We start from the raw sequence: 1,358 nt of genomic DNA, 5'->3' as shown, positions 1-1,358 counted from the left end.
GCGAGCAGGCACCCTTCTCAGGAGCTGACGAGCTCGGGGTGTTCCTCGCGCAGGCGGTCGGCCACACGGCGCTCGACCCAGAAGATCAGACCGGGGATCAGGCCGGCGATCATCATCAGGCCGAACTGCGGCAGCGTCCAGCGGGCCTTCTGCGTGAGCACGAACGCCACGGCGACGTAGACCATGTAGATCCACCCGTGCACCAGCCAGATCGGCGTCAGGTCGTCGCCGAACTGCTGCAGTCCGCTGCCGTCCTCGAGCAGGTACTTCAGGACGGAGCCGAGGGTGCCGATGACGAGAAGTACGCCGACCACGAGGGCGAGCACGCGGTAGGTGTTGAAGAGCTTGGTCACGACTGCGAGCGTACGGCGTCGCGCACGTAGCGCCACCACAGGAACCCCGCGAACGCAGCGAACACCCACCACTCGATCGCGTAGAGGATGTTGCGCAGACCGGTGAACCGGCTGGCGGGCGGGAGCTGGTCGAGCGTGGCCGCGGTGACGCCGTCGGCGAGGTCGGTGGCCAACGGCTCCTCGGTGACGACGTAGGCCTCATAGAGGTCCTGGTCCTCGTCGAGGAGCTGGAGCAGGTCGGCGATCCGCAGCGCGGGGACGATGGCGTCCTTCGGGTCGTCGTCGGGCTCGCCCGCTGCCTCCGTGGGCTGGAGCCAGCCGAGGACGTCGACCTCTCCCGACGGCGGCGGTGGCAGGTCCTCGATCGCAGTGTCGGCGGGGACCCAGCCGCGCACGACGGGTACGGCGGGCGCACCGGGCGCACCCACGCTGATCGGCGTGACCAGCCAGCGGCCCGGCTTGCCGTCGGCGCTCTCGCGGTCGGAGACGAGCACGGTGCCCTCCGCCAGGAAGGTGCCGCGCACCTCCACGGGGCGCCCGAGTCCGGCGGTCTGGAAGGGCTGGTCGGGTCCGAGGACGTCGGTCAGTGGCACCGGCTCGGCCTCGGTCAGGTCGACCCGTTCGGCCGCGCGCCGTTCCTGCCAGGCGTCGTACTGCCACAGGCCCATGCCGGCGGCGAACGCGATGCAGACCAGGGCGAGCAGGTGGGCGCCCAGCAGACGCGGGCTCCAGGGGCGCACTCTCGACTCCTGGACCACACTTGAAGCGTACTGGTCTGACCACTTGACCAGTTGGCCACATCCGGCTTACGGTCCTGTCATGGCCCTGCGACCCGTCACCCGCCGCTCCGTGTCCGATCAGGTCTTCGACCAGCTGGTCGACGACGTTGTCGACGGCGAGATCGCCGTCGGCGAAGCCCTCCCGAGCGAACGCCGGCTGGCCGAGGTGCTCGGCATCTCCCGGCCCGCGGTCCGCGAGGCGCTCCAGCGGATCGGACAGACCGGC

At 70.5% G+C, this 1,358-nt stretch carries 3 protein-coding genes; 1 reads left to right on the top strand and 2 read right to left on the bottom strand.

Annotated features, from left to right (window positions below; translation table 11 throughout):
- Nucleotides 1-17: 17 nt before the first annotated feature.
- Both ACOADB_RS02425 and ACOADB_RS02420 read right to left on the bottom strand, forming a co-directional pair.
- Nucleotides 18-353, bottom strand: a complete 336-nt coding sequence (locus tag ACOADB_RS02425; protein WP_378596318.1) for a DUF3817 domain-containing protein — start codon at nt 351-353, stop codon at nt 18-20.
- Nucleotides 350-1,093: an SURF1 family protein gene (locus tag ACOADB_RS02420; protein WP_378596317.1), complete on the bottom strand. Its 744-nt coding sequence runs from the start codon at nt 1,091-1,093 to the stop codon at nt 350-352. The genes ACOADB_RS02425 and ACOADB_RS02420 overlap by 4 nt, the downstream gene beginning before the upstream one ends.
- A gap of 79 nt (nt 1,094-1,172) precedes the next feature.
- Between ACOADB_RS02420 and ACOADB_RS02415 the strand changes: the two genes are divergently transcribed.
- Nucleotides 1,173-1,358: FadR/GntR family transcriptional regulator (locus ACOADB_RS02415; protein ID WP_378596316.1), on the top strand; the 186-nt coding region annotated here is incomplete at its 3' end.

Source organism: Nocardioides sp. CPCC 206348, from assembly GCF_048654705.1.
Taxonomy (GTDB): Bacteria; Actinomycetota; Actinomycetes; order Propionibacteriales; family Nocardioidaceae; genus Nocardioides.
The sequence above is the reverse complement of the archived record's forward strand: the minus strand, read 5'-3'. Positions and strand labels throughout refer to the sequence as shown.